Source organism: Corynebacterium sp. HMSC062E11, assembly GCF_001811845.1.
In the GTDB taxonomy this organism is placed as follows: domain Bacteria; phylum Actinomycetota; class Actinomycetes; order Mycobacteriales; family Mycobacteriaceae; genus Corynebacterium; species Corynebacterium hesseae.
The window spans coordinates 143,267-166,807 of record NZ_KV806774.1; the positions used below are offsets into that span (position 1 = coordinate 143,267).

Annotated in this window: 21 protein-coding genes, 2 tRNA genes and 1 other RNA gene; 16 read left to right on the plus strand and 8 right to left on the minus strand. The window is 63.0% G+C overall.

All coding sequences use genetic code 11. The features are described from left to right. Nucleotides 1-9 precede the first annotated feature (9 nt). Nucleotides 10-1,344 (minus strand): AAA family ATPase, encoded by a 1,335-nt coding sequence (locus HMPREF2822_RS00640; RefSeq protein ID WP_070519694.1) that lies wholly within the window; start codon nucleotides 1,342-1,344, stop codon nucleotides 10-12. 152 nt (nucleotides 1,345-1,496) lie between these two features. Here HMPREF2822_RS00640 and HMPREF2822_RS00645 point away from each other — a divergent pair, with 152 nt between their 5' ends. The 8 genes from HMPREF2822_RS00645 to HMPREF2822_RS00680 all read left to right on the plus strand — a co-directional run bounded on the left by HMPREF2822_RS00645 (nucleotide 1,497) and on the right by HMPREF2822_RS00680 (nucleotide 9,126). Next, complete coding sequence (locus HMPREF2822_RS00645; protein ID WP_070519696.1) at nucleotides 1,497-1,922, plus strand: hypothetical protein; 426 nt, start codon at nucleotides 1,497-1,499, stop codon at nucleotides 1,920-1,922. Between the two features lie 239 nt (nucleotides 1,923-2,161). Beyond that, nucleotides 2,162-2,235: transfer RNA gene (locus HMPREF2822_RS00650), tRNA-Ile, on the plus strand. Between the two features lie 31 nt (nucleotides 2,236-2,266). Beyond that, entirely contained in the window at nucleotides 2,267-3,340 is a 1,074-nt protein-coding gene (locus HMPREF2822_RS00655) for a trimeric intracellular cation channel family protein (RefSeq protein ID WP_070520138.1), read from the plus strand. A 38-nt stretch (nucleotides 3,341-3,378) separates the two neighbouring features. Further along, on the plus strand, nucleotides 3,379-4,977 hold the full coding sequence (locus HMPREF2822_RS00660; RefSeq protein WP_232755527.1) for a peptide ABC transporter substrate-binding protein: 1,599 nt from the start codon (nucleotides 3,379-3,381) through the stop codon (nucleotides 4,975-4,977). 43 nt (nucleotides 4,978-5,020) lie between these two features. Next, nucleotides 5,021-6,601, plus strand: coding sequence for a mechanosensitive ion channel family protein (locus tag HMPREF2822_RS00665; RefSeq protein ID WP_070519701.1), 1,581 nt, complete (start codon nucleotides 5,021-5,023; stop codon nucleotides 6,599-6,601). Nucleotides 6,602-6,857: 256 nt separating this feature from the next. After that, complete coding sequence (locus HMPREF2822_RS00670; RefSeq protein WP_070519703.1) at nucleotides 6,858-7,478, plus strand: excalibur calcium-binding domain-containing protein; 621 nt, start codon at nucleotides 6,858-6,860, stop codon at nucleotides 7,476-7,478. A gap of 10 nt (nucleotides 7,479-7,488) precedes the next feature. Next, nucleotides 7,489-8,292, plus strand: coding sequence for a serine hydrolase domain-containing protein (locus HMPREF2822_RS00675; RefSeq protein ID WP_070519705.1), 804 nt, complete (start codon nucleotides 7,489-7,491; stop codon nucleotides 8,290-8,292). Between the two features lie 399 nt (nucleotides 8,293-8,691). Further along, nucleotides 8,692-9,126 carry a hypothetical protein gene (locus HMPREF2822_RS00680; RefSeq protein ID WP_070519708.1) on the plus strand — a complete coding sequence of 145 codons (435 nt, stop codon included), beginning with the start codon at nucleotides 8,692-8,694 and terminating at the stop codon, nucleotides 9,124-9,126. 3 nt (nucleotides 9,127-9,129) lie between these two features. Here the strand turns inward: HMPREF2822_RS00680 and HMPREF2822_RS00685 are convergent, their stop codons facing one another. Both HMPREF2822_RS00685 and HMPREF2822_RS00690 read right to left on the minus strand, forming a co-directional pair. Next, the gene (locus HMPREF2822_RS00685; protein WP_070519713.1) at nucleotides 9,130-9,909 is read right to left on the minus strand and encodes an HAD-IIA family hydrolase; all 780 of its coding nucleotides are present in this window, start codon (nucleotides 9,907-9,909) and stop codon (nucleotides 9,130-9,132) included. Beyond that, nucleotides 9,906-10,208 (minus strand): acyl carrier protein, encoded by a 303-nt coding sequence (locus HMPREF2822_RS00690; protein WP_070519714.1) that lies wholly within the window; start codon nucleotides 10,206-10,208, stop codon nucleotides 9,906-9,908. Before HMPREF2822_RS00690 ends, HMPREF2822_RS00685 begins: the two co-directional genes overlap by 4 nt. Nucleotides 10,209-10,234: 26 nt before the next feature. Here HMPREF2822_RS00690 and HMPREF2822_RS00695 point away from each other — a divergent pair, with 26 nt between their 5' ends. After that, complete coding sequence (locus HMPREF2822_RS00695; protein WP_070519715.1) at nucleotides 10,235-11,248, plus strand: alpha/beta fold hydrolase; 1,014 nt, start codon at nucleotides 10,235-10,237, stop codon at nucleotides 11,246-11,248. A 181-nt stretch (nucleotides 11,249-11,429) separates the two neighbouring features. Here HMPREF2822_RS00695 and aceE read toward each other — a convergent pair whose 3' ends face one another. Further along, a complete protein-coding gene (aceE, locus tag HMPREF2822_RS00700) occupies nucleotides 11,430-14,186 on the minus strand; it encodes a pyruvate dehydrogenase (acetyl-transferring), homodimeric type (RefSeq protein ID WP_070519716.1) in 2,757 nt (918 codons plus the stop codon). Between the two features lie 173 nt (nucleotides 14,187-14,359). Here aceE and HMPREF2822_RS00705 point away from each other — a divergent pair, with 173 nt between their 5' ends. Continuing rightward, on the plus strand, nucleotides 14,360-14,797 hold the full coding sequence (locus tag HMPREF2822_RS00705) for a DUF3052 domain-containing protein (protein ID WP_070517365.1): 438 nt from the start codon (nucleotides 14,360-14,362) through the stop codon (nucleotides 14,795-14,797). A 110-nt stretch (nucleotides 14,798-14,907) separates the two neighbouring features. Beyond that, nucleotides 14,908-14,983: transfer RNA gene (locus HMPREF2822_RS00710), tRNA-Val, on the plus strand. A gap of 723 nt (nucleotides 14,984-15,706) precedes the next feature. On the opposite strand, the gene HMPREF2822_RS00715 is transcribed toward HMPREF2822_RS00710, so the two are convergent. The 3 genes from HMPREF2822_RS00715 to HMPREF2822_RS00725 are packed head-to-tail and all read right to left on the minus strand — an operon-like array spanning nucleotide 15,707 to nucleotide 17,438. Next, the gene (locus HMPREF2822_RS00715) at nucleotides 15,707-15,913 is read right to left on the minus strand and encodes a hypothetical protein (protein ID WP_070519718.1); all 207 of its coding nucleotides are present in this window, start codon (nucleotides 15,911-15,913) and stop codon (nucleotides 15,707-15,709) included. A 24-nt stretch (nucleotides 15,914-15,937) separates the two neighbouring features. Beyond that, complete coding sequence (locus HMPREF2822_RS00720) at nucleotides 15,938-16,915, minus strand: SURF1 family cytochrome oxidase biogenesis protein (RefSeq protein WP_070519720.1); 978 nt, start codon at nucleotides 16,913-16,915, stop codon at nucleotides 15,938-15,940. Between the two features lie 31 nt (nucleotides 16,916-16,946). Next, nucleotides 16,947-17,438 carry a low molecular weight protein-tyrosine-phosphatase gene (locus tag HMPREF2822_RS00725; RefSeq protein ID WP_070519723.1) on the minus strand — a complete coding sequence of 164 codons (492 nt, stop codon included), beginning with the start codon at nucleotides 17,436-17,438 and terminating at the stop codon, nucleotides 16,947-16,949. A 102-nt stretch (nucleotides 17,439-17,540) separates the two neighbouring features. Here HMPREF2822_RS00725 and HMPREF2822_RS00730 point away from each other — a divergent pair, with 102 nt between their 5' ends. The 5 genes from HMPREF2822_RS00730 (at nucleotide 17,541) to HMPREF2822_RS00750 (ending at nucleotide 22,161) form a co-directional block, all read left to right on the plus strand. Continuing rightward, complete coding sequence (locus HMPREF2822_RS00730; protein WP_070519725.1) at nucleotides 17,541-18,389, plus strand: Nif3-like dinuclear metal center hexameric protein; 849 nt, start codon at nucleotides 17,541-17,543, stop codon at nucleotides 18,387-18,389. Further along, nucleotides 18,390-19,106, plus strand: coding sequence for a zinc ribbon domain-containing protein (locus tag HMPREF2822_RS00735; RefSeq protein WP_070519727.1), 717 nt, complete (start codon nucleotides 18,390-18,392; stop codon nucleotides 19,104-19,106). Next, the gene (locus HMPREF2822_RS00740) at nucleotides 19,103-20,272 is read left to right on the plus strand and encodes a bifunctional RNase H/acid phosphatase (protein WP_070519729.1); all 1,170 of its coding nucleotides are present in this window, start codon (nucleotides 19,103-19,105) and stop codon (nucleotides 20,270-20,272) included. Before HMPREF2822_RS00735 ends, HMPREF2822_RS00740 begins: the two co-directional genes overlap by 4 nt. A gap of 15 nt (nucleotides 20,273-20,287) precedes the next feature. After that, nucleotides 20,288-20,721, plus strand: an RNA gene (rnpB, locus tag HMPREF2822_RS00745) — RNase P RNA component class A. Between the two features lie 36 nt (nucleotides 20,722-20,757). After that, the gene (locus tag HMPREF2822_RS00750; protein WP_070519731.1) at nucleotides 20,758-22,161 is read left to right on the plus strand and encodes an RNB domain-containing ribonuclease; all 1,404 of its coding nucleotides are present in this window, start codon (nucleotides 20,758-20,760) and stop codon (nucleotides 22,159-22,161) included. Here HMPREF2822_RS00750 and HMPREF2822_RS00755 read toward each other — a convergent pair. Further along, nucleotides 22,158-23,429, minus strand: coding sequence for a galactokinase family protein (locus HMPREF2822_RS00755; RefSeq protein ID WP_070519733.1), 1,272 nt, complete (start codon nucleotides 23,427-23,429; stop codon nucleotides 22,158-22,160). The two genes, HMPREF2822_RS00750 and HMPREF2822_RS00755, sit on opposite strands and share 4 nt — an antisense overlap. Nucleotides 23,430-23,541 lie beyond the last annotated feature (112 nt).

Here is a 23,541-nt window from a genome sequence, read left to right on the forward strand (position 1 = left end):
CCGCCCCTTTCATGCACCATCCGTGACAAGCTCCCGCAGCGCAGTCAGTGCCTCTCGTGAGGCGGTGCCGTAGCGCTCGCGCAGGAAGTGGTGGGTGGCGTCGGGGTTGCCCAGGGAAACGGGCACGTCGCTGAGGTTGTGCAGTTCCGATTCGCCGGCGGAGGTCTTCTCCACGGACCAGAAGCTCTCGGGGCGCAGGCCCAGCTCGCCGGCGCGCTCGAGGACGCTGAAGGTGTGGGAGGCAAAGATGAGCTGCGCGCCGTTGACGTTGATGCTGGGTTCGCGAAAGGCCTGGATGATGAAGTCAAGGAGTGCTGGGCGCAGGGCGGAATCCAGCTCATCGGCCACCAGGATCCCGCCGCGACGCAGAGTATCGAGAACCAGGGGAGCGGTGGCCATCCAGTTCTGCGTGCCGCCGGATTCATCGGTCAGCTTCAGCTCGTAGAAGGAATCATCGGCCTTGTGCTCCACGATGATGGCGTGCAGCAAGGATTCAATCTCCGCATCGGAGTAGGCGCCAAACTCATCGGGGTGGCGGATGCTGCCATCGCTGCGGCTGAGCGCATTGATGACCGGGCGCATCTGGCGGAAGACGTGCTCCGGGATGTGGTCCTGGTTGAGCCGCACGGAGTGGATACCGGCATCGGCCGCGCGCAGCAGCGCGGCGGCCTCATGCAGGTGCAGCTTGCCAGTGCGGATGAGGGTGGTGATGCGTGCGGACGTGCTGATGGAGGAGTGCCCGTGCGGCAGGTAGGCCACGTCGTGCACCAGGGCACGGGCCAGCGGCGCGAGGACAGGGTGGCCATCGCGCAGGCCGGCGGAGAGGATCAGCTCGGTGTCCGTAACGGGGCCGAGCTTGGCGACGTCCCCCTTGTCCATGAAGGATTTCGTCCACTGTACCTCCTCACCGCGGGTCCGCACGAAGCAGGGGCTCCACCTTGTCGATGGCACGCGGCTGAGCCATTCCGCGTGCACGCCGGTGAAGCTCCACTGGAATCCGTAGAGGTAGCGCACGCCATCGAGCTCAAAATCCAGCTCGAAAGTGCTGGGCAGGCGCTGCGTTTTGGGGTCGAGGCGGTACGGGGCGTGGGGGAGTTGGTTGGGTGGGGCGTCGGCAAGCCAGGTGGTGGCGGAGGATTCGATGGCGAGCAGTGCGAAGGCGAGGGCATTGAGGACGCTGCTCTTTCCCGACGCCGTGGGGCCGATGAGCACGGTGGTGGGCTCGCTGATCTGTGCCCATCCTTCCTCCGGGGCGGTGGAGTGCTGCCAGTGGTGGTACAGCGAAAGCGTCTGCGTGGCGCGGATGCTGCGGAAGTTAGACACGCTAAAGGAAAGGAGCCTCATGGTCGCGACACTACAGGCTCACACATGCCGGATCATAGAAGGCTGTTTGAGAACTGGATGCGTGCCTGCATCCGGATTTCGGACTCACTCCAGCAGCCGCTGGTAGCGTCTGTTTACATACCGCAACCAGCAACCACAGGAGGCCGCATCCTATGGACGGAGATATCACTGGGCTGCTTGTGTGTGTCGGTTTAGTGCTGGTCATGGTGGCCTACTGGACCTTCTACATCCTGTGTGTGCGGAGAAACCCACAATCGGAAGAGTGGTACGACTCAGGCGATGCAACAGGCGCAGAAAGCGATGGCGTCCTCTTCATTTATCCTTATGGCACGCTCATTATGGGCGCGGCCGGTGCCACAGGGTTGGTGGCAAGTGCAAACCTTCCCGAGTCCGTCGAAACGGTGCTGATTGTTCCGCTCGTGGCGGCTTTCGTCATCGGGGTTGTTGGGTTTACGGGGGCGATTGGGATTCCGCTTCCGTGGCCTTTTGTTCCGCGGTGGGTCGTGGACATCCGCACAGCAAAGCGCGCGCGAAGGCGTGAGCGCAGACAAGCCAGAAAAATGAAGAAGAAAGAATAGGCTTGGCCGTTATCCCAGCGCCCTGAAACTCAGCCCGGCCAAAATTGAGCAGAAGCGTGCCTTGGCTCCGTCGTGGCGGTGAAAGGGCGGAAGAGCGCTGCCGAAGCTCAGACGGCGAATTCAGGGGCCTAAATTGCCGTTTTCTGGGCCCGCCGATTAATGTTGCTGGGAGCGGATTCGCTGTCTTACGTAGCTCGCCAGCTGAACACTGGTGTAGGTTGCGCTGACAGGGAATACGCGGGGCTATAGCTCAGTCGGTTAGAGCTACGGACTCATAATCCGTTGGTCCCGGGTTCGAGCCCCGGTGGCCCCACTTTTGCGGCTTACCCGATACGATGACCACCATGAGCGTTGTCGAGATGGACCCATTGATCGAGTCGCTGTACTACTGGTCCGACATCATTGGTGTCCTCCTCATGGGCATGATTGGCGGAACCATGGCCCGCCAGCGCGGCTATGACATCGTGGGCTTCTTCTTCATCGCGATGTTCTCCTCCCTCGGCGGCGGCATGATCCGTGACGTGCTCATCAACCGCGGCACCGTCGCCGCGATGAGCCAGCCGGAGTATCTCTACCTGGCGTTTGCCGGCGCGATCATCGCCCGCTTCGTCTACTTCAAAGGAAAGACGTGGGACTACGTCCAGTCCCATGGGGATGCGGTGGTCTCGGCGCTGTGGGCGTCGACAGGCGCGCTCAAGGCCATTGCTTATGGGCTGCCGCTGATCCCCTGCATCATGATGGGCGTGTTCACCGCAACCGGTGGTTCCATGATCCGTGACATCGCGATGGGGCGCGAACCCGCCGTCTTTGGGGATAACACACCCACCGTGATCCCCGCGGTGGCCTGCGCTTTGGTGGTCCTCGGCGCGGATTCGGCCGGCTACTTGGCCTGGGGAGTCATTCTTGGCCCGGTCGTTTCCTTCGTGATGACCATGCTGGGTATCTGGGCCGGGTGGCGCGTGCCCGCCCGCCAGGAGTGGGCGCCGGTTAATGACACCGCGGCCTACGTCATGGTGATGGCGCGTAAGGCGGAAAGCAAGGGCAGGGCCGTGGGGCGTCGCCTAGAGCCCTCCAAACTCCGTTCTTGGCGCCACAATCAGATGGAAAAGGCACTGCAGCGCCGTATTGAGCGCGAGGTGCGCGCCGGCAAGCGCCGTTCGGAAGCAGCCATCGATGCCACCGAGTTCCTCGATTCCTTCAATGAGGAAGTGGCGGAGATGTCGCAGATGATGAAGCCGCCTGCCGCGGAAGCGGAAACCTCCGATTTCGGCGTGGACTTGAGCGGCGATTCCTACGAGACCCCGAGCGCCGAGGGGCCGACACCACGCGAGCTTTTGGATCGCATTTTGGCCGATGACCAGCTCACCGATGAATTGGTGGAGAGGCTCATGCGCCGTTATGAAAAGAGAGATGATTAGATCCTTTAAAGTATTAGTGAGAGTGAGGTGATGAACGCGTGACTTCGAGGCGTTCTTTTCTAGGCATGCTGGCGGCGCTAGCGGTGTCGGGCGTCGTGGCGCCCACGGTGGCGGGATGCACGGCGGAGCCTGGCAACGTCGACACCTCAGACATGAACCTCATCACCACGGACATCTCGGAGCCACAGCGCACCCTCATCCCGGCTGATTCCAACGATGCGCCGGGGCAGACCATCATCAACCTTGTGTACTCGGGGTTGATGTACCTGGATGAAACCGGTGGCGCTCACTATGACTTGGCGGAATCCATCACGCAGGTCGATGACACGACATATGACGTGGTGATTCGAGATGACGCCGTGTTTTCCGACGGTTCAACCGTGGAAGCAGAAGACTTCGTCGATACGTGGAATACCGCGGTGCGCCAGTCGCTGCTCTCCGCGCATCACTTTGAACCAATCCGTGGCTTCCACGAAGGCAGGAAGTCAATGCGCGGCCTTAAGGTGACGGGGCCGAAAACTTTCCGCATTGAGCTCTCACGCCCCACGGCGGGATTCCTCGAGCGCCTGGGATACTCGGTCTTTTTCCCCATGCGCTCCGAAGACCAGGATAGGCTGAGTGATCGCGGAACGGATCCCATCGGCAGCGGGCCTTATGTGCTGGCTTCCTGGGAGCGCGAGAAAGCTGTGACCCTCGTGCCGAACCCTCGCTACAAGGGGCCGCGAACGCCGCAGAATGAAGGCATCAAGTTCGTGGTGTATTCCTCGGAGGAGCAGGCCTACCAGGACCTCGTAGATGGCAAGCTGGACGTGCTCACGCGGATCCCGGCGGAGAAGCTAGGCAGCTTCGAAAAGGAACTGGGCTCCCGCGCCTTGACCAAGCCCGGCGGCTCCATCATGGAAATCACCATCCCCGCCAACGATGCGAACTTCCGCGGTGAGGCCGGACGCTTGCGCCGTCGCGCGTTGTCCATGGCAATCGACCGCGAAGGAATGGCCCGGGACATCTTCCACGGTATGGTGCTTCCCACCACCGGCTTCGTCGCGCCGCTGGACGGTTCCATTCCACCAACACCGGAGGGGGCCGACGTCTTGACCTACCAGCCGGAGAAGGCCCGCGAACTGTGGGAGCAGGCGGAAAAGCTGGAACCGTTTGATGGGATTTTCAGCATTTCCTATAACACCGACGGCGGCCATAAGACGTGGATCGACGCCGTGGCGAAGCAACTGTCGGATACCCTCGGCGTGCCGGCGGAGGGCCATGAGTTTGCCACTTTGAAGGACCTCAGACAAGAGGTAATTGCCCGTCATCTCACCGGTGCCTTCCGCACGATTTGGCAGGCGGAGTTCCCAGAGGAATCTACCTTCCTGGTGCCGCTATATGCGTCCTACTCTTCGGAGAATGAATCAGGCTTTAACAGCTCTGAATACGATGAGCTGCTGAAGAAGGCGGGTCAGGCGAAGAGCCGGGAGGAAGCCCAAAAGCATTACACGGAGGCTCAAGGCCTGTTGCTGGAAAAGATGCCTGCGATTCCACTGTGGACGACGAAGACTTTCTGCGCTTTCGGCGAGGACATCGTCCCCGCGGGCTACACGTGGAAGCCAACCCCGAATTACTATCTCATCCACCGCGCTTAAGGCTCCAAGGGTTCTGTCAGGCTGAAGGACTAGGCTTGGCGCAATGCTGAAGTATTACTTGTTCGCCGTGTGGCAGGCCATCGTGGATCACGGCCTGCCGCTGTTGGGAATGCTGTTGTTGGCGATTCTCATCCCGCGCATCGGCCGCTTGGCAGTGCGGGTCATTGAGTCCCGTCTGGATGAGAATCAAGAATCTACCAAGGCGCGTTTGGCGCTTGCCGGTGCACTGGTCTACGTGGCGCAGGCGGTGGCCTATTTCCTTCTTGTGTTGGCTGCGCTGGCCAACCTCGGGGTGCCGCCCCTCGGCGCGGCTATCCCGGCGACAGTCGTTTCGGCCGCCGTCGGTTTTGGCGCGCAGGCCATCATCGGTGACTTCCTTGCGGGATTCTTCATCCTCTCGGAAAAGCAGTTCGGCGTGGGTGATTACGTCAGCTTCGACGGTGTAACTGGCGTGGAGGGCACCGTCGTTTCGCTGACGCTGCGCACGACGACTGTGCGCACACCTACCGGTGAAGTGGTCATGGTGCCGAATGGTTCCGCGGGCGTGGTCACGAACTTCTCGCAAGAATGGTCGCGCGCGGTGGTGGATATCGCTATCCCGGTCCACGAGGGCGAGTCCTTGCCGGAGATCACCGAACAGGTGGAAAAGATTTCGAAGCGAGCCCTTGAAGCCCCAGACATCCACGCGGATGTGGCCGGTGAGCTCGACGTTCTGCCCGCCACTGGGCTCACGGCCCCCACTGCGGCCGGCCAGCCATGGCAGGTGCAGTACCGCGTCCTTGTGCAGGTCAACCCCGCCCGCCAGTGGGCGGTGGAGCGCGCGATCCGCTCGGCGCTGCTCTCCACCTTCTGGGATCTGTACAAGCTTCCCACCACTGAGGGCGTGCCGGGGGATGCCTCGCAGGAGCTTGGCGACGTCTCCGCTGCCGACGCCCCCACCACCATCATTCCGGCGGCAGATACTGCGGAGCCTTCGCACAAAGACGTGGCATCGGATGCGGAGACGCAGGTCATTGCTGCCGACGCCGTCGCTGATGCCGGCGCTATGCCCCAAGACAGCAAAGATGACGGGCCGGGCCGGCCGGCTTATGCGGGCGACTCCGAGGAGGAAGAAGAAGACGATTATCAGCGCGGCATCTGGCGCGACGATAAGCCGGACAACAAGTGGAACTATTTCTGGACTCTAGGCGGGCGCGTGCGGGCCTCAACGACGGGGCTCATCGCCGGCCTCGGTGTGGTTGGCCTGTTGCTGCTTTCCTCCGCTAACCCTGATGGGGTGGACGCTGGGTGGCTATCGCCCTCGCGGTGGATGGGGCAGTCCGAATCCACTTCTGAGTCGGCGCAACCTTCTGCGTCTTCCTCCGCGCCACTGACCACACCTCAGGAGGCGCCGGCAACTGACTCCACGGGCTCCGCAGAACAGGAGCCGACGGCAGAAGTTGATCCGGACACGCCAACTGATAGCACCCCGGACAGCGAAGCTGTGTATGCCCCCGCGGATCCGCAGGACGCCGAAACCCAGGCCCCAGTGGAGCAAAACTCCGAAACGCCCGCGCCCACGGCGAACGAGCAGCCTTCCGCGATCGTTTCTGAGGGAGCCGCAGAGCCGTCCACCGTGATGTAGCTCCGCGGCATCACCGAGAGGCGCCACAAAGAGATGAGAGAGGCGCGTGGAGAGGGCGCACCAGAGATATGAGTGATAGGGAAGTGCAGCGACGTAATGCGCTACATTTTTGATATCGGCGCGGCGGGCTCATCCGTTAACGCATGCGGTGTAGCCCGCTGCTGATTTCCAGCTCGCTGTGGCTTTCCGGCGTGATGTAGCCCTCGGATGAGCGCGATTTCCTGCGGGGTAGTGCTGCAGGATATAACTTGAGTTTATGAAGAAGTTCTCTCGCGCGGTTCTCGCCGCCTCTGTTTCTGTATCTGTCGCACTGTCCGTTGTCGTTCCTGCTCAGGCGGAGACCGCGGCCCCTAACGCCGAGGCAACCGCAACGGTTTCCTCCGAGTCTGACTCCTCCTCCCAGGAGGCTGATTCCTCGAGCCAGGGTTCTGGCTCCTCCAACAAGGACGAGGATGACGCCGAATTCCAGCAGTCCTCCGAAGGCGAAATGATTGCGCTCGGCGTAGGCATTACCGCAGCGGTCCTCGCGGCTGCCGCCGGTGGCGTGTACTGGGCGGTGCAGCAGCGCATCATTCCGAACCCGCTGCCGGGCATCATCCCCTCTCCGCCGGCACCAGCTCCGGCACCGCAGCCGGCTCCTGCCCCAGCCCCCGCGCCCGCGCCGAAGCCAGCGCCTGCTCCTGCCCCAGCCCCGGCGCCCAAGCCGGCTCCCGCACCTAAGCCGGCTCCGGCCCCGAAGCCTGCCCCCGCGTCCTTTACTCGCTGCGCAGACGTGTGGAACGCACTAGGCCGCCCGATCTATGCGGGTGAGCCAGGTTTCCGCTCCAAGTTCGACCGCGATGGTGATGGCGTAGGCTGCGAGCGCGATCCTCGTTAAGCTGGAGCGCATGAGCGCATTTTCTTCCCTTGAGTCCTGGCCCGTCGATACCGTTGCTGGTGCCTTGCTGCACCGCGGGGAAGTGGTTGAGCAGGTGGGGGATACCTCCCGCCGCTTTCCGGTGGCGTCCGTGACCAAGTTGGTGGCCGCCTATGGAGTGATGGTGGCCGTGGAAGAAGGGGCGGTGGAGCTAGACCAGCCTGCTGGTCCGGAAGGCTCCACGCTGCGCCACCTCTTGGCACATGCCTCGGGCGTGGGCTTTGATTCCCGCGAGCCACAGAAGCCCGTAGGGGAGCGCCGCATCTACTCCTCGGCCGGCTATGAATGGGCCGCCGAGGAAGTGGAGAAGGCCACCGAGATTCCATTTGCTGAATACCTTGCTGAAGGCGTGTGCGCCCCGCTGGGGATGCGGGCCACTACCTTGGAAGGCTCGGCCGGGCACGGTTTGGTTTCTAGTGTGGAGGACCTCGTCGCCTTTGCTGGAGAGGTCTATTCGCCGCGCCTGCTTGATCCTTCGACGGTGGAGGAAATGCGCAGCGTTCAGTTCCCCGGTCTGCGGGGTATTGTGCCCGGTTATGGCAGCTTCAAAGACTGCACGTGGGGGTTGGGCTTTGAAATCCACGGTGAGAAGCAACAGTGGATGGGTGGCTTGCCCGCCGATGCCGTGGGGCATTTCGGCATGAGCGGTACCTACCTGTGGGTGGCTGGTGACTGGGCCATGGTTGCGCTGACGGACCGCGATTTTGGCGAGTGGTGCAAGCCTTTGTGGGCCGAGACCAACACGGCCATCTGGCAGGAGTGCCAGGCGGGCTAGCCAGGGTGGCATGACGGTGTTGAGCGTCGTCGCGGCGTACCGTAGGGCGCCGCAACGGGGGTAGTGGGGTAGCTGTGGCGACAACGAGTGCGTGTTGCATGCGTTGACTTATGTGACTGAAGTGATTGATGGGGCGATTTTCGGGGTGGAAGTCTCAAGTTCTTGTTGAGTCTGTGGGGGCTTAAGCGCAGGTTGAGGGTTGTTGTGGCTCAAGTGGCGGGGGAAAATTGTGGGCACACAACGACGCACCGTGTGGCCGCATACTGCGGTCGCACCAAGCGGTGTTCGCGCCTCGGCGCGAGTGACGTGATGAAGACAAGTTCGTAGGGGAAGACGAAGCTCGTCTTGCGTCGGCACATGCCGGCGTGCCATCACTCGCACGTCAAAGGAGTTTAAGGAGTGAATCAACGCGTTCACCCGCAGCTGGCCGGTGACACCGCGCCGGCCGCTTCAGCCACCCCACTTGGCAGCCCGGCAGATAACTGGCCCAACCGCGCCTGCGGTGAGGTCTGCACCGCCGTGCTGCAGATCTCGGGCATGCCGCGCAGTCTGCGCCCTGCCATCGAGCGCGCCATGGCGCGCTGCATCAGCAGCGAAAGCGAGTTCATAGTGCCTGGTGATGACCCGCTGACCGCCCAATGGTGTACCCGTTGGCACCGCGACCCAGTATGGGATCCGCTTAGCGGCCGCGTTCCCGACAACGCAGGCGGCCTCGGGATAGGCTGCCAGCAAGTCATTACGGGAACGCCCAGCGAACTGGACGCGTTAGGCCGCGCCGTAGAGATGTTGGCGGGGGAGTACGGATTCAGGGGCGTCGTCAAGCGTGCGGTCTAAGTTCTAGTCCGCGAAGGGATCCAGGATGCGCTCCGGAAGTTCCGCCACGGAGTCGATTACGTGAGTCGGGCGGAAAGGGTAGCGCTCGATGATGCTGTCATCACTGATGCCTGAGCGCACCAGGATGCTGCGCATGCCTGCCTCCAGACCGGACTTGACGTCGGTATCCATGCGGTCACCGATCATGACGGTATTTTCCGAGTGCGCGCCGATGTTATTCAACGCGCTGCGCATCATGACGGGGTTCGGCTTGCCCACGTAGTAAGGCTCGCGGTTGGTCGCCGCAGTAATGAGTGCCGCGACCGCACCCGTGGCTGGGAGCACGCCTTGCGGGGCCGGGCCCGTGACGTCCGGGTTGGTGGCAATGAAGCGCGCGCCGTCGCGGATAAGGTTGATCGCCGTGGTGATGGCTTCAAAAGAATACGTGCGGGTCTCACCCAAGACCACGAAGTCCGCGTCGCGGTCGTTGAGAATCCAGCCGGCCTCGTGTAGGGCGGTGGTCAGCCCGGACTCGCCCACGACGTAGGCCGTGGACAGGCCAGCTTGAGTGGACAGGAAGGCCGCCGTGGCCGTCGCCGAGGTCCAGATGCGCTCCGCCGGGATGTCCAGGCCAGTGTTCTTCAGACGTGCGGAGAGATCCCGCGGGGTGGACATCGAGTTGTTCGTGAGCACCATGTACTCGATGTTGTTATCCTTCAGCGCCTGGATGAATTTATCCGCGCCGGGAATCATCTCCCCTTCTTTGATGAGGACGCCGTCCATGTCTGAGAGATAGGAAATCACGAGTGTTCCTCCACATAATCAGCAAGTTCGCCCACCGTGGTGACGGAGAGCATGGTTTCTTCGTTGAGGCGGACTCCGCAGGCTTCCTCGAGGCGCACGGCTAATTCGATGCGCTCGAGCGATTCAACCCCCAGGTCCTCTAGTTTCGCTTCGCGCTCTAGGCCTTCCTCCACGCCGGTCACCTTCGTGATGAGGCGAGTGAGCTCGCCGTATGCGTCCCCGGCTGGGGAAGCTTCTTTTTCTTCTGCCGGCGCGGAGCCGAAGCGGGCTTGGAGTTGCGCTGAAAGGTCATTAGCCATGGGGCCCAGTCTAGTATTGAAATGTCATGGTTATTCGAGCACGTTCCTCCGCCATCGCCCGCAGCTGGTCGCGCCGGGCCCGCCCCCGCATGCGCTCCATCGAGCACACCGTCCACGATCAGTTGCATGATCTCACGACAGAGCCGGGCCTGACCGGGGTGACGGACTCGGGCTTCGTGGACAACGACGGCGTGCGCGTGGCATGGTACGAGGTAGGCCCGCAGGACGCGGAGGTCACCGTGGTTTTCATCCACGGCTACTGCTTGTCTGCTGAGAGCTTCTACTCCCAGGTCAACGACGTGCGCCGCAACTACCCTTCGGTGCGCTGCCTGCTTGTCGACGTCCGCGGCCACGGCCAATCCACCCACGTCGCCCCCGCGCAGTGCACGGTTCGGGGCGCGGCCGATGACGTGCTGGCCGTCATCGCTGAGCGCGCCGCCGAGGGGCCGTTGGTGCTGCTTGGGCACTCGATGGGCGGAATGATTGCGCTTAACCTGCTGCGGCGCGCCCCGCGGGAGGTCTTTCACCGCGTTAAGGGCATGACGCTGGTTGCTACCTCGATGCAGCGCTTTGCGGCCGAGGGTGTGGCGCGTGTCTTGGAATCGAAGACTCTGGGCATGGTCTATCGTGCCTGTTTGCGGTTGCCGAGCCGGCTCAACCGCGTGCGCTTCGAGGCCGCGGCGCTTATCGCCCCGGCCTTCGCGGCACTGTTGCAGGGCTTCCCGCAGATGGACAAACTGCAATTCCACGTGGCGATGCTGCTAGATACCCCGATGTCGAGCTACGCAGGCTTCTTCGACGATCTGGTGGAGCACTCCGAGTTCGGCGCGGCGGCCAAGCTTAGAAACGTGCCGGGCGAGATTGTGGTGGGCAGCCTGGACATCGTGACCCCGCACCGCCAATCGGAGGTCATTGCCCGCCACTGGCCGGACTCCACCCTGACTGTCATCGACGGCGCCGGGCACATGGTCATCTTGGAGGAGCCCAGCGAGGTCTCCAAGGCTTTGGGGCGCGTCCTCGATGGAGTGCTGGGCAGCTAGGGTCTGCTGTGGTGGTCGAACTGCCCGTTCTGCCAAAGTTATAGCCTCTGATTCAAGATCTGGCCCGATCTTTGGCAACAAGGGCAGTTGCCCCTCGGCTTGAACATGAGTTGAACATGAGAAAGCCCCTCCTGCTCAGGCAGAAGGGGCTGGAAAGCTTGAGGCTCTTAAGGCCTAAGCCTTAGTCCTCATCGGAGGACGTGGAGAGGGTGGACGTCGGGTCGTCGAGCTTGAGCTCGCGAGCTGCCTTTTCCACGGTGCTGCGCTCCACCTTGCCCTCGCGAGCCAAGCCCTCGAGGACTGCGACGACGATGGACTCGGCGTCGGTGTTGAAGTAGCGGCGGGCACCCTCGCGGGTATCAGAGAAGCCGAAGCCGTCTGCACCCAGGACGATGTAGTCACCCGGGACGTAGGGACGAATCTGCTCCTGCAGGTCTGTGGCGAAGTCGGAGACACCAACGAACGGTCCCTCGAAGCCCTTGAGCTGGGAGGTGGCGAATGCCTCGGTGGGCTCAACGCCCTTGCGCAGAGCTTCCTTGTTGCGGGCAGCGCCGTCGCGCGCCAGCTTGACCCACGAGGTGACGGAGAACAGCGACGCCTTGACGTCGTAGCTTTCAGCCAGGATTTCCTGTGCGCGCAGGGCCTCGTACATGCCCACACCGGAAGCCAGGATGTTGGCCGGGATGGAGCCGGACTCAGCGGTGTTGTAGTGGTAGATGCCCTTGTGCAGGCCCTCGACGTCGAGGTTCTCCGGCTCGGCAGGCTGCTTGACCGGCTCGTTGTACACGGTGATGTAGTACATGATCGGCTCGTTGTCCTCGCCGTACATGCGCTCGATACCGCGCGGAACCAGGTGCGCAATCTCGTAGCCGAAGGCTGGGTCGTAGACCTCCACGGCCGGGTTGGTCGACGCCAGGATCGGGGAGTGGCCGTCCATGTGCTGCAGGCCCTCGCCGGTCAGGGTGGTGCGGCCGGCGGTAGCGCCGATGATGAAGCCGCGGCCCAGCTGGTCGCCGGCAGCCCAGAAGGCATCGCCGGTGCGCTGGAAGCCGAACATCGAGTAGAAGATGTACAGCGGAATCATCGCCTCGCCCTGGGTGGCGTAGGAAGTAGCAGCTGCGGTGAAGGATGCGGCTGCGCCTGCCTCAGAAATACCCTCGTGCAGAATCTGGCCGTCGGCAGCCTCGCGGTAGGAGAGCATGAGGTCATGATCCACCGGGACGTAGTTTTGGCCGCGCGGGTTCCAAATCTTGAGAGTTGGGAACCAGGAGTCCATGCCGAAGGTGCGGGCCTCATCCGGAATGATCGGAACGACGCGCTTGCCCAGCTCCTTATCGCGCATGAGCTCCTTGAAGGTACGCACCAGAGCCATGGTCGTTGCCACGTCCTGCTTGCCGGAGCCCTTGCGCACCGAACGCAGCTTGGACAGATCCGGGGTGGCGAGAGTCTCGAAGTTCTCACGGCGCTCCGGCAAGAAGCCACCCAACTCGTTGCGGCGCTCCAGCATGTACTTGATTTCTGGGGCGTCCTTGCCCGGGTGGTAGTACGGCGGCAGGTACGGATCGGCTTCGAGCTGCTCGTCGCTGATCGGGATTCCCTGCTTATCACGGAAGAGCTTCAGATCCTCCAGCGTCAGCTTCTTCATCTGGTGGGTCGCATTGCGGCCCTCGAAGTTGTGGCCCAAGCCGTAGCCCTTAATGGTGTGGGCCAGGATGACCGTCGGGCGGCCGGTGCCCGCGTAGCTCAGCGCCTTGTCGTATGCGGCGTAGATCTTGCGGTAGTCGTGGCCGCCGCGGCGCAGTGCCCAAATCTCATCATCGGACATGTCCTCAACCAGCTTGAGCGTGCGCTCATCACGGCCGAAGAAGTGCTCGCGGACGTAGGCGCCGTCGTTAGCCTTGAAGGTCTGGTAGTCACCATCAGAGGTGGTGTTCATGATGTTGACCAGGGCGCCGTCCTTATCGGCTTCAAGCAGCTTGTCCCAGCCGCGGCCCCAGACAATCTTGATGACGGACCAGCCGGCACCGCGGAAGAAGGACTCCAGCTCCTGAATGATCTGGGTATTGCCGCGCACCGGGCCGTCGAGACGCTGCAGGTTGCAGTTGACAACGAAGGTCAGGTTGTCCAGCTCGTAGAGGGAAGCCATCTGCAGCAGACCGCGGGACTCCGGCTCATCCATCTCGCCGTCGCCGAGGAAGGCCCAGACGTGCTGCTTGGAGGTGTCCTTGATGCCGCGCTTCTCCAGATACTTGTTGAAGCGTGCCTGGTAGATAGCGTTAATGGGGCCAAGGCCCATGGACACGGTGGGGAATTCCCAGAAGTCCGGCATCAGGCGCGGGTGCGGGTAGGACGGCAGGCCCTTGCCTTCGCCGCGCGAGTGCTCCTGGCGGAAACCGTCGAGGTCTTCCTCGGTGAGGCGGCCTTCCATGAAAGCACGTGCGTAGACGCCCGGTGAAGCGTGGCCCTGGAAGAAGACCTGGTCACCGCCGGAGGGATCATCCTTGCCCTTGAAGAAGTGGTTCAAGCCCACTTCGTAGAGCGGGGCAGCACCTGCGTACGTGGAAATGTGTCCACCGACGCCAATGCCCGGGCGCTGTGCGCGGTGCACCATGATGGCCGCGTTCCAGCGGATCCAGCGGCGGTAGCGCTTCTCCAATTCCTCATCGCCCGGGAACTCCGGCTCGAGGGAGGTTGGGATGGTGTTGACAAAATCCGAGGACGTCAGGGACGGCAACGGCACGCGCTTGGCGGTAGCGCGCTCAAGAAGACGCAGCATGAGGTAGCGGGCGCGCTCCGGATCGGAAGAGTCCAGCAGACCGTCGAGGGAGTCCATCCACTCGCGGGTTTCTTCCGGGTCGGAGTCGTGCAGGTATGCTGCCACGCCATCGCGAACGATGGGGAAGTTGGAGTCGCCGTTGTGGGCGTCCAAGTCGGCCATTAAATCCTCCTGGTTCGTAGTACAAAGATCTGTTCCTAGGATACGCGCCGCTTTCACGGCGGGGCATTTGGAGGCCCCCAGGAGTGGTTTCATGGGGGAAAATGTCCACCACTGGGGAAGATCGGGGGAGGTTCGTCGCGAAAAAGTGCACCGTAGACGTTAAAATACTCTGCATGACATCAACTACTTCATCGGAAGGAACTCAGCGAGTGACGGGATTTGCAGCCAAGCTCGGCATCGAAGAGGGGCAGATTGCTCTGGAGCTTGGCTGGGACGAGGACTGTGACTCCACGATTTCTGAGTCCATCGAGGACGTGTTGGGGGAGGATTTCCTCGATGAGGAGACCGACGAGCTGTGTGACCTCGTGCTGCTGTGGTGGCGCGCGGAGGACGGCGATTTGGTCGATGGGCTGGTCGATGCCACCCGTCCCCTGGGTGATTCCGGCCGTATCTGGCTGCTGACCCCAGGCGCTGGAAAGCCGGGCAACCTCGAGCCCGGTGAGATCTCCGAATCCGCACAGCTGGCTGGTCTGGTGCAGACCAAGGCTGAGCGCCTCGGTGAGTGGCAGGGCTCCTGCCTTGTGGCCCGCGGCTACACCAAGAAGCCTTAAGGAGTATCGCAGGTTATGCCTGCTCACGCGGCATTCGCAGCGACTAGTTATACCCTGATTTGTTGCTGCGGGTGCCCATAGGCTAATCTTGTGCGAGCACACAGTGCACTGCGGCTTTAGCTCAGCTGGAAGAGCAACTGGTTTACACCCAGTAGGTCGGGGGTTCGATCCCCTCAGGCCGCACCAAATGAAACCCCTTTCCGTTAAGTCGGAGAGGGGTTTCGTCGTGCTCGGAGGGCGCCCGCGGGTGCTCTAGGGCGAAGGCCGCTTTGGTGGTCGGTGTAGATGCGGACTGCTCCGGCTGCTTTGAGTTGGGTTTGTTGGCGTTCGGGGTTTGGTCGGTAGTGCTGACGCGGGCGTAGCCGATGATTTGGCCGGCAATGCCCGTGGAGTGTTCGTCAGGGTCTAGGGTTGGTGTCGTTTGCGTTCGTTTGGTCATGGTTTAGCCCTAGCGAACACTTGGTATGGTTCCGGAATGAGTGTTCGGTTGGGGTATACCTCAAAAGTGAAGCTTCCTAGAACAATAACCGAACGATGTAATCCGGGTGGGGGAGACGACTAACCACTCAAACCCGCGCTAAAACAGCAAACATGTATTGAGGAGGATGGCATTGATGCGTAAACAGAAAAGCGCAGCCTACTGGTGGAGCGTTATTGTCGTTGTGGTGCTGTTCATCGCAACGCTTGTAATCAATTATCTAGCAGGACTAAGTGCTGATGAATCATACTTTGGAGCACATTGGTGGCATCGTCTGGCGTGGGTTACGCCACTGTTGTTCTTGGCTTCTTTGATTTGGGCCTGGTTCGAGCACAGGAAGGTGCATCGGTACCCGCATTGACCCGTATTTAGTAGCGTCGGGCGTGAATGAGAAGGAAGCCTTTGCGCTTGGGCGAAAGATGCTTTTTGCTCTAGTGGGGAGTGTCGATCGGGCCTAACCCCCCGACGCGTCTACTTTCCGGGGTCAGGCCCATGTCTTCGTCCCAGTTGAGAATGCAGTTCTTAGCGGTGCAGCCAGCGGCTTCAAGAATACTGTCGGCAATCTCCATGTTTAGAAAGCCGGCAACCTCGGAAATCTCGGTTTCGGTCGCTTCTCGCGTCCACGCAATCGCGTTCATGATCGTCCCCTTTGGGGGTCGAGGCTAGTAGCGCTCCTGGCCGCGCTCGCGAATCTTCTCGTAGAAGTCCGGCTTGGCGGAGCCATAGCGCGAGCGGGAGCGGCGCGAAGGCTGCGTGGCAGCCGCAGGCGTCGAAGGCGAGGCAGCAGGCGTCGTAGCATCAGAGTGCTCGCCGGAAGGCTCCTTGTGCTCGGAGCTTTCGACGTCCGCGGCCGTATCGGGGGAGCCGGCACCGGTGGCGGCCGCAGTGGCCTCAGCAATCAGGGCATCCTCATCGCGGGCGCGGCGGCGCTCCCGGATCTCAGACCACACGAAGTAGGCAAAGCCCAGCGGCGCCATCACACCGAAGGCAATCCACTGGTAGCCATAGGACAAGTGGTTGCCGCGGTCCAGCTTTGGAACCGGCAGCGCATGCAGCTCACCTGGCTGCTCGGGGGAGAGTTGGAGGTAGTCGTGGGCAAGGGGGACGTCGACAAGCTCTGCAATCTGCTCCGTATTGATGGAGTAGACCTGCGTGTAACCTTGTTCCTCAATGGGTGCGGAGGTGTGCTTGCGCTCGTCGTAGCGCGCCATGGCCACGATGGTGACCTCGCCCTGCGGGGCCGGGTCGATGTGGGGGACGGAGTTGCCCTCATCCGTGGGCATCCAGCCGCGGTTGACCAGGAACGTCTCACCAGATTCGGTTTCAAAGGGGACCAGCGATTGGAATCCCGGGGCGGATTCCACCGGGCGCAGGCGCAGGAGCACCTCATCCTCCGGGAGGTAGTGGCCGGTTAGCTCCACGCGTTCCCACTCCTTGTGCAAGGATCCATCATCAGAAAAGACTTCGGTGACCGGCTGGGGGTCGGCGTCGTAGGCCTCCTCAATGAGGTGGTTGCGCTCCACAATCTGCGCGTCCTTATTCAGCTGCCACGGAGCGAGCACCGTGAAAGACAAATAGGAAAACGCGACGATGAAGATGAGAGAGAGCACCCACCCAGGCTTGAGGAATGTCTTAAGCATGATGACCAGTCTAGTAGCCGCGCAGAATTATCTAGCCGTGGTTTTCTTTAATCCAGTCGAGCAGCCCCGGAACGGAAGCATCGATCTCACTGCGGGTGCGGGCGAAGTCCTCCTCCGTGCCGTAGAAAGGATCCTCCACGCTGGCATCCTCCGGTGAGTTCGGATCGAAGCTGCGCATGAGGCGCACCTTGTCTTCCGGGATGCCGCGCTCGATGAGGGCATCGCGGTGGCCGGTGTCCATGGCCACGAAGAGGTCCGCGTCCATATGGTCCGGACCCAGCTGGGCGGCCTGGTGGCCGGCGCCATCGTGGCCGCCGCGGCGCAGCTCAGCCACGGCGCGCTCGTCCGCGCCCTGGCCCACGTGCCAGCCGCCGAGGCCGCAGGAAGAAACTCGCGCGAGGAGATCGAGCATGTCGGTCTCCATGGCGTCGCGTGTAATGATTTCCGCCATGGGTGAGCGGCAAATGTTGCCCGTGCACACGAAGACGATGTGGAGCTGGTTGTCGTTCTCCGGAGGCGTCATGCAAAGGCTCCTTAAGCTAGAGGGGTGCGCTGGCGAACGAAAGCTAGGATATAGCAGCGACGCGACTGACGTGAAACCTCAAGCCAACAAGGAGCATACGAGATGGCAGAACGAACGACCGTTGGCGAGATCCGCCGCGTAATCCACGAGGCCTACCCGCCGCAGCTGGCCGAGTCCTGGGATGCCGTTGGCCTGGTGTGCGGCGACCCCACAGACGAGGTGAGCACCGTGGCCTTCGCTCTGGACTGCACCCAGGAAGTGGCAGACAAAGCCGTGGAGCTCGGCGCGCAGATGCTCGTGGTGCATCACCCGCTGCTGCTTCGCGGGGTGACCTCGGTGGCGGCGGATACGCCGAAGGGCAAGGTCATCCACACTCTGATACGCAATGGCGTGGCCCTGTTGGCCGCGCACACCAACGCGGATAAGGCCCGCCCGGGTGTCAACGACAAGCTGGCTGAGCTCGTCGGTATCACGCCCGGCCGCCCCATCGTCCCGGTGGAGCCCTATGAGAACCTCGACGAGGCCTTAGGGCTAGGGCGCGTGGGCGAGCTTGAGCAGCCGGTGACTCTGCGCGAATTCACCCAGCGCGTGGCCGATGCCCTTCCGGAAACCGAATGGGGAGTGCGCGCGGCCGGCGATCCGGAGCGCATGGTGAAGAAAGTTGCCGTCTCCAGTGGCTCGGGGGATTCCTTCCTGGACCACGCGGCGGCTCTCGGCGTGGACGTCTACGTCACCTCCGATTTGCGCCACCACCCAGTGGATGAGCACCTGCGCGCCGCGCACCTGGCGGAGCCGGAGGGCCCGGCCGTGGTGGATACCGCTCACTGGGCCAGCGAGTTTCCCTGGACTGCCCAAGCGCGCGATATTGTGGAGGACGCATTGCGCGTGAACACCGAGATCATCGATGTCCGCACCGACCCATGGACGATTTCTGCGCATAAGGAGAACTAAATGAAACTGCCACAGGACCTGCAGAGCATCTTGCTGGAGCTGGCCACCCTCGAGCGCTCCCAGGCGCTAGGTGGGGCAACCACCATCCCGGAGCAAGAGGAGTACGAGAAGGCCCAGGCCGCACACGCCCGGCTTGTCGACGCCTCCGGCTCCGCCCAGCTCGCCGTCGACGACATGGAACTGGAGATCTTGCGCATTCAGGCTGACGAGCGCAAGCTGCGTCAGCGCGAGCGCGATGACAAGGCGCAGCTTGGTGCTGCGACCGACCCAGAGACCCGCAAGGACCTGGAGCACGATCTCTACGCTGCAAAGTCCCGCATCGCGGATCTTATGAGCGAGCTACAGGAAGCCCATAACGAAATCCACGCACTGCGCGCCAACCTTGATGTTCACGGCGCGAAGGTCTCCGATTCCGAGCGTAAACTCGAAGTACTCAAGCGCGCGGCCGAGGCCGCCCAAGAGGCCGCGGCGAACCGCCCGGATCCGCAGGTGCGCATCGGCGAGCTGCGCGAGCAGCTGCCCGCGGATGTCCTGGAGGAGTACGAGACCGTGCGCGAAGAAAACGGCGTGGGCGCTGCGGCCTTCACCGGGCGTGGTTGCGGTGGTTGCTTCATCGTGCTGCCGCCGGCCGAGCAGAACGCGGTGCGCAACGCTGCTGCCGACGAGGTTCCGCAGTGCAGCGACTGCGGCTCCTACCTGGTGCGCCCGGCCTCATGAAGCTAGTCATCTTTGCTGACGGCGGCTCCCGCGGCAATCCCGGGATCGCCGGCTCCGGAACTGCGGTCTATAACGAGGACCGCTCGCAGCTGCTCAGGGAAATCGCTTACGTCGTGGGCCAGAAGTCCACGAATAACGTGGCCGAATACCACGGGTTGCTGCGCGGTTTGGAGGCCGCGGTGGAGCTGGGCGCGGATGAGGTGGAGTTCTATATGGACTCCAAGCTCGTGGTGGAGCAGATGAACGGGCGCTGGAAGATCAAGCACCCGGATATGCAGAAGCTGGCCATCGAGGCGCGCCGCCTGCTCAACCAGATTCCTAGCTTCAGCCTCGAGTGGGTCCCGCGCGCGAAGAACTCTGTGGCCGATGCGCTCTCCAACGTGGCGATGGACGCCGCCGCGAAGGGCGATCCTGCGGGCATCCTCGACATGGGTTCCGGCGACGGCGCTGAGGCCGCCGCTGCGGATAGTCAGGATGCCAGCGGGGAGGTCGGGGGGACGTCGGCAAGCACGGCGTCCTCTACCGCAGCCGACTGGCGCCCCGAGACCGGACAGGCCACCCGCTTCATCCTGCTGCGCCACGGGCAGACGGCGATGTCCGCCGCCAAGCAGTACTCCGGGCGTGCAAACCCCGAGCTGACCGAGCTGGGCAAGAAGCAAGCGCTCGCCGCTGCCCAAGCCTTGGCCGATACCCACATCGATGCCGTCGTGTGCTCACCGCTGCGCCGCTGCCAGCAAACAGCCGCGGCCGTGGTGGAGGGCAGGGACCTGCGCGTGGAAACCGTCGACGACCTCATCGAGGTGGATTTCGGACGCTGGGAAGGCAAGACCTTCGCGGAAGCCGATGCCGCCGACCCTGAGCTCCACGCGCGTTGGCTGAAAGATACGTCCGTGGCCTGTCCGGGCGGGGAGTCCCTGCGCGCCGTGCACCGCCGTGTCAGCGCCGCGCGCCGCGAGCTGCAGCAGCGCTTTGAAGGGCAGACCATCCTCGTGGTCTCCCACGTCAACCCCATCAAGTCCTTCGTGCGCCAAGCACTCGATTCCGGACCGCAAACGCCCAACCACCTCTTCCTTGAGCTGGCTTCCTTGAGTGAGGTCGAGTTCTTCGAGGGCGGTAGCACCCTGCACCGTTTCAACGATGTGGGGCATCTGGGCGCGCTGCGATAAACTAACAGGCGCGAATGAGCCGACCGGGCAAACGCGTTCCGTCGAACCGGCCCCATTATGGGGCTAGGCGCGGGCCGAGGAAAGTCCGGACTCCACAGAGCACGGTGGTTGCTAACAGCAACCCGGGGTGACCCGCGGGAAAGTGCAACAGAGAGTAGACCGCCGCGTACCTCCACTGCGTTTCGGCGCGGCGAAAGGGAAGCGGTAAGGGTGAAAGGGTGCGGTAAGAGCGCACCAGCACCGTCAGCGATGGCGGTGGCTGGGTAAACCCCACTGGGAGCAAGGCATCACGGCCCGCCACGTTAGCGGGCCCGATCAGGCGTTAGTAGGCTGCTCGCCGAAGCCTGAAGGTAGCTGCTTGAGCCAACTGGCAACGGTTGGCCTGGATGGATGTTTGCCACCGCGTCGCGTGCGCGGCACAGAATCCGGCTTATAGGTTGGCTCATTCGCACCCACGCTTTTATTTTTTGGAACAATGGGGCGGCATGAAACTATATGCCGCGCCCTTGGACTTTCGGCCCATCGCTGAGGAGTTTTCCGTTCCGACCGACTTCCCAGAGGAGGTCACCGCACAGGCCGCCTCCGCGCAGGACCGCTATGCCGAGCAGCGCCGCGATGCCCGGGACATCCCGCTGGTAACAATTGATCCGGCCGGCTCCATGGACTTGGACCAGGCCGTGTTCATCGAGGCGCGCGATGGCGGCTACCGCGTGCTCTATGCCATCGCGGATGTCGCCGCGTTCATCGAACCGGGCTCCGCACTCGAGCAGGAATCCCTCAAGCGCGGCCAGACCATTTACCTGCCGGATGAGCCGGCGCGGCTGCACCCGGCAGAGCTCTCCGAAGATAGGGCTTCGCTGCTTGCCGACGTCGACCGCCCCGCCGTCCTCTGGACCTTCGACCTCGACTCCGCAGGTGAGGTGGAGGACTTCTCGGTGGAGCGCGCGCTCGTGCGCAGCCACGCGCGGCTGGACTACGACCAAGTGCACGCCGACTTGGAGAAGGGCACGCTGCATTCCTCCATCGCCTTGCTGCCGGAGGTGGGAAAGCTGCGCCAGGCTTCTTCGCTGCGCCGCGAGGCGATCAACTTGCGCATTCCCTCGCAGCGCGTATCCGAAAGCAGCGATGGGGAGAAAGGCCACTATGAGCTGGTCATGGAGCCGCGCCATGAGGTGATGGATTATAACTCGGAGATTTCCCTGCTCACCGGAATGTGCGCGGGGCGGCTGATGGAATCACACGGTGTTGGATTCCTGCGCACCCTATCGGCGGCCACCCCGGAGGCTGAGGCCACCTTCCGCTCGGAGGCGGAGGCCCTGGGGTTTGAGCTGGGGGAGAGCAGCATCTCTGAATTCCTGCATTCCGTGGATGCGGATTCGCCGCGCGGGATGGCGGTGATGCGCGAGGCCCAGCGTTTGCCTCGTGGTGCTGACTACGTGTGGCTGGAGGATGGCCAGGCGGACGTGCACGCGGGAATCGGCGGCTACTATGCACACGTGACGGCCCCGTTGCGGCGTTTAGTTGACCGCTTTGCCACGGAGGTCTGCCTGGCGCTCAGCGGCGGCTACGAGGTTCCGCAGTGGGTGCGTGAGCGCGCCGGGGATGTCATTTCCACGATGCGCTCGACATCGCAGCTGGCCTCCCAGGTGGATAAGGCCTGTTTGAACCTTACGGAGGCGACGGTCTTGGCGCCGTGGGTAGGCACCAACTTCGAAGCCGTGGTGGTTGATGGCGGGGAACAGCGCGAGAAGGCGCGCCTCTTCGTCCTAGACCCGCCGGTGATGGGGCAGGCCGTAGGCCACCCGGAGACCGGCAAGGAGACGATGGTGTCCTTGGTCAAGGCCGACGTTGAGGAGCGCGATGTGCTCTTCGCGTGGCCGGCGGACTAGTCCTCGGTGATTGCTGGGCTTCCGGCAGTAAGCGGGACGACAAGCAGGCCGTCCTCAGCCAAGTCGGCCGCAAAGTTTGCGGCCTTGGTGCTCGGCACGTAGGCGATGACTGCGGAGGACGTGCCCGCGTGGGCGGAGCGTGCGGCGACGGCGCCGCGCGCGGTGGCCAGCTGCGCGAGTTTCTCCGCGGAGCTGAATTCATACACCGTGGACAAGGCTGACTGCGACTGCGTGAGGAGCGGGAAAAGCTCGGTGCCACGGCGCGAGCGCAAAGCGCGGGCAACTCCTTCGGCGCGCTCGGTTTCCTCTGAGTAGAAGGTCAGCCACGCGGTGGCTTGCGCGATGGTCGGCTGATTCTCGGTGCCGTGCACCTTGTGGACAGCGGCGAGCCACTCGAGGACGCGTTGGGGTGCATCCGGCAACAGGCGCAGCGAAGGCGTGCCGAAGGCGCGGCAGGCGGCGTCGATGAACCGCTCGCGGGTGCGAATCTCTGCGACGGCTTCTAAGGAATCGGCATCACTTGGCACGGCCAGCGCGAAAGCCGCGATGTCTTTGTTGACCATGTGCGGTGCCTGGGTGACGGAGCCGTCGGCGTAGTCGATGATGGTGATGGACTCACCAGCGCCGCGCAGCGCGGCGGAGTGGCGGGCGCGCAGCGCAGGGAATCGGGCGAAGGTGCCAACTGCTTGGGAACACACCTCCGCGATGCGGGCACGCAGCGGAGCATCATGCAGATCATCTGCGTTGCCGAGCAACGCTAGCGCTGTGGCGATGTCGATGGCTGCGGCGGCGCCGAGCCCGGTCGAATCGGGGATGTCGTTGACTACGGTGATATCGGCGCCGGCGGTCTCGCGGGTAAGGAGCTGGCGGTTGATCATGGTGTAGATGATGCCGCCGAGGCGCGCGGCGATGGCCCCTTCGGGTGCAGGGGGTTCGATGGGCTGGCCTTCGGAATCGACGCTGGGCTGTTGCTCCGCGGCGAGGGAAGAGACCTGCTCGAGGGAAATTTGGTCTTCAACGGTCTCGCCGTTGGTGTGCTCTAGGCGAACCTTGACCAGGCCGTCGCTGCGGGGGCTGACAGCTGCTGCCGCGCGGATGTTGGCCAGGCCCATGATGGCGATGCCGCCGTAGTGATCGATGTGCTCGCCGATGAGTGCCCAGGTGGCAGGGGCGCTGGCAACATGAGCTGCATCAGCGCCCACGTTCTCGCGGTGTGCGGCGCGAACGCGGTCGACGGCCGGGGTCGAAGGGGCAGTCCACAGGGGCATCGGGAAGGTTCTCCTTTGCTGGTGGCGAAAGCCTGCCTAAAAGAAAAGGCAGGAGTAGGTGACCAATCTATTCTAACGGGCGTGACCCGCGGGCGGTCTGTAGTGTGGGGTG

Coding starts and splice junctions, on each gene's coding strand:
- HMPREF2822_RS00640 (WP_070519694.1), bottom strand. CDS start 1,344: ATGAGGCTCCTTTCCTTTAGCGTGTCTAACTTCCGCAGCATCCGCGCC.
- HMPREF2822_RS00645 (WP_070519696.1), top strand. CDS start 1,497: ATGGACGGAGATATCACTGGGCTGCTTGTGTGTGTCGGTTTAGTGCTG.
- HMPREF2822_RS00655 (WP_070520138.1), top strand. CDS start 2,267: ATGAGCGTTGTCGAGATGGACCCATTGATCGAGTCGCTGTACTACTGG.
- HMPREF2822_RS00665 (WP_070519701.1), top strand. CDS start 5,021: ATGCTGAAGTATTACTTGTTCGCCGTGTGGCAGGCCATCGTGGATCAC.
- HMPREF2822_RS00670 (WP_070519703.1), top strand. CDS start 6,858: ATGAAGAAGTTCTCTCGCGCGGTTCTCGCCGCCTCTGTTTCTGTATCT.
- HMPREF2822_RS00675 (WP_070519705.1), top strand. CDS start 7,489: ATGAGCGCATTTTCTTCCCTTGAGTCCTGGCCCGTCGATACCGTTGCT.
- HMPREF2822_RS00690 (WP_070519714.1), bottom strand. CDS start 10,208: ATGGCTAATGACCTTTCAGCGCAACTCCAAGCCCGCTTCGGCTCCGCG.
- HMPREF2822_RS00695 (WP_070519715.1), top strand. CDS start 10,235: ATGGTTATTCGAGCACGTTCCTCCGCCATCGCCCGCAGCTGGTCGCGC.
- aceE (WP_070519716.1), bottom strand. CDS start 14,186: ATGGCCGACTTGGACGCCCACAACGGCGACTCCAACTTCCCCATCGTT.
- HMPREF2822_RS00705 (WP_070517365.1), top strand. CDS start 14,360: ATGACATCAACTACTTCATCGGAAGGAACTCAGCGAGTGACGGGATTT.
- HMPREF2822_RS00715 (WP_070519718.1), bottom strand. CDS start 15,913: ATGAACGCGATTGCGTGGACGCGAGAAGCGACCGAAACCGAGATTTCC.
- HMPREF2822_RS00720 (WP_070519720.1), bottom strand. CDS start 16,915: ATGCTTAAGACATTCCTCAAGCCTGGGTGGGTGCTCTCTCTCATCTTC.
- HMPREF2822_RS00725 (WP_070519723.1), bottom strand. CDS start 17,438: ATGACGCCTCCGGAGAACGACAACCAGCTCCACATCGTCTTCGTGTGC.
- HMPREF2822_RS00730 (WP_070519725.1), top strand. CDS start 17,541: ATGGCAGAACGAACGACCGTTGGCGAGATCCGCCGCGTAATCCACGAG.
- HMPREF2822_RS00735 (WP_070519727.1), top strand. CDS start 18,390: ATGAAACTGCCACAGGACCTGCAGAGCATCTTGCTGGAGCTGGCCACC.
- HMPREF2822_RS00740 (WP_070519729.1), top strand. CDS start 19,103: ATGAAGCTAGTCATCTTTGCTGACGGCGGCTCCCGCGGCAATCCCGGG.
- HMPREF2822_RS00750 (WP_070519731.1), top strand. CDS start 20,758: ATGAAACTATATGCCGCGCCCTTGGACTTTCGGCCCATCGCTGAGGAG.
- HMPREF2822_RS00755 (WP_070519733.1), bottom strand. CDS start 23,429: ATGCCCCTGTGGACTGCCCCTTCGACCCCGGCCGTCGACCGCGTTCGC.